The sequence below is a fragment of the Trebonia sp. genome, from assembly GCF_049794275.1.
GTDB lineage: Bacteria > Actinomycetota > Actinomycetes > Streptosporangiales > Streptosporangiaceae > Trebonia.
This window is the reverse complement of record NZ_JBARCR010000216.1, coordinates 1-1,507: the sequence shown is the minus strand read 5'-3', so window position 1 is coordinate 1,507 and position 1,507 is coordinate 1. Positions and strand designations below refer to the sequence as shown.

Genomic DNA, 1,507 nt, shown 5'->3' with positions numbered 1-1,507 from the left:
CCGCCGGCACGGCCGTCGGGGTGGCCGCCGCGCTTGTCATGCCGGCCGGCGGCAAGCTGTACGACGGCGCGGCGGGTGCGGCCGGGTTGATCAGCGCGGTGCTGGTCTTCATCGTGGTGGCTTACCTGCTGGACAAGGACGACCTGCGGATGGCGACGACGCGGCTGCAACGGCTGCGCATGGTGCAACGGCTGCGGCGGATGAGCCGTCGCGGATAAGATACGGCTGCTAGCGGGATACGCGATAATGGTCCGGTGCGAGCTCGGGAGATAGCGGTCCGGCCCGTTCAGGAGTCCGACCGCCCCACTGTCGAGTGGCTGACGACCCAGCTGTGGGGCGCGGCCGAGGTGGTCGTCCACGACGGCGCTTTCTACCCGGCGACCCTGCCTGGCTTCATCGCGGAATGCGGCGGCCGCATCGCGGGGCTCGTGACCTTCGACGTGCGCCCCGGCGTCCTGGAGATCGTCACGATCAACGCGCTGGACCGGTTCACCGGGATCGGCACGATGCTCATCGAGGCCGTCCGCGCCGAGGCGAAGCGCCTCGGCTGCCAGCAGATCACGCTGACCACCACGAACGACAACGTCGACGCGCTGCGCTTCTACCAGCGCCGCGGCTTCCGGCTGGCCGCGCTGCGCCCCGGCGCGGTGGACCGCTCCCGGCTGCGCAAACCCGAGATTCCGCGCACCGGCGATTTCGGCATTCCGCTGCGCGACGAAATCGATCTCACCTGCCCCGTTTGAGAAACAGATCAAAATCATTCGCCAGAACGTACGCGGCCGTCTCCCGTCTCGCTCCCTTCCCGCCCGGCAGTGCCCGGCCTCTGGCGTCGTGATTTCACACAGCGTGTCTGTCCGTGTGCTGTTGCGATCAGGGCCGATCCTGCTATACAAGACGTACGACTGTCCGAGGGAGCACGATGTTGCCAACCGCTAGGCTCCAGTCCACAGGTCGGGAGAAGCTCAACCTGGTCGAACGCGTGCAGCGAGCGATCGACCGGACGCCGTTTCCGCAGCGGATTGTCCCGATTCTCGGGGCTGTGCTGTTCCTGTGTCCCGTGCTCGCGCCCGTAGCGGTCGTCACCAAGTCGCGCACCAAGATGGCCACCGCCTACGTGGCCATGCTCGCCATCTGGCTCATCTACGTGTTCGGGCTGTACAGCTCCGACCCGGCGGCGCTTCCCTCGGCGCCGGTGCGCTGGTCGCTGCTCGCGCTGCCGGTGATCATGGCCGTCATCGCGCACCTGCCGCCGCTGAGCCGCTGGTACGTGCCGTGCCGGACCGCGGCGATGACGCTGGTGTGGCCGGTGGTATTCGTCGTCGTGCTGCTCAAGCAGCTGCCGCACCTGCACATCTCGGTGACAGTCGGCGTGGTCGTCGCGTGGCTGCTCGCCGTGATAGCGCTGGGCTGGCGGTCGGCTAAGGGCATGCAGGACGCGCGGATTTACGGACAGCCGGGCGGGCGCCCCGGGGTCCAGCCGCCCGGCCGGCCAGGCGCGGTGCCGCGC

The 1,507-nt window shown here is 68.8% G+C and carries 3 protein-coding genes; all 3 read left to right on the top strand.

The annotated features are described in order from the left end of the window. The coding region (locus WA805_RS06265) for a hypothetical protein (protein WP_422290291.1) at positions 1 to 218 on the top strand (218 nt) is incomplete at its 5' end. Between the two features lie 36 nt (positions 219 to 254). After that, positions 255 to 743: a GNAT family N-acetyltransferase gene (locus tag WA805_RS06260; RefSeq protein ID WP_422290289.1), complete on the top strand. Its 489-nt coding sequence runs from the start codon at positions 255 to 257 to the stop codon at positions 741 to 743. A 176-nt stretch (positions 744 to 919) separates the two neighbouring features. Next, a partial coding sequence (locus WA805_RS06255; protein ID WP_422290288.1) for a hypothetical protein occupies positions 920 to 1,507 on the top strand: 588 nt, incomplete at its 3' end.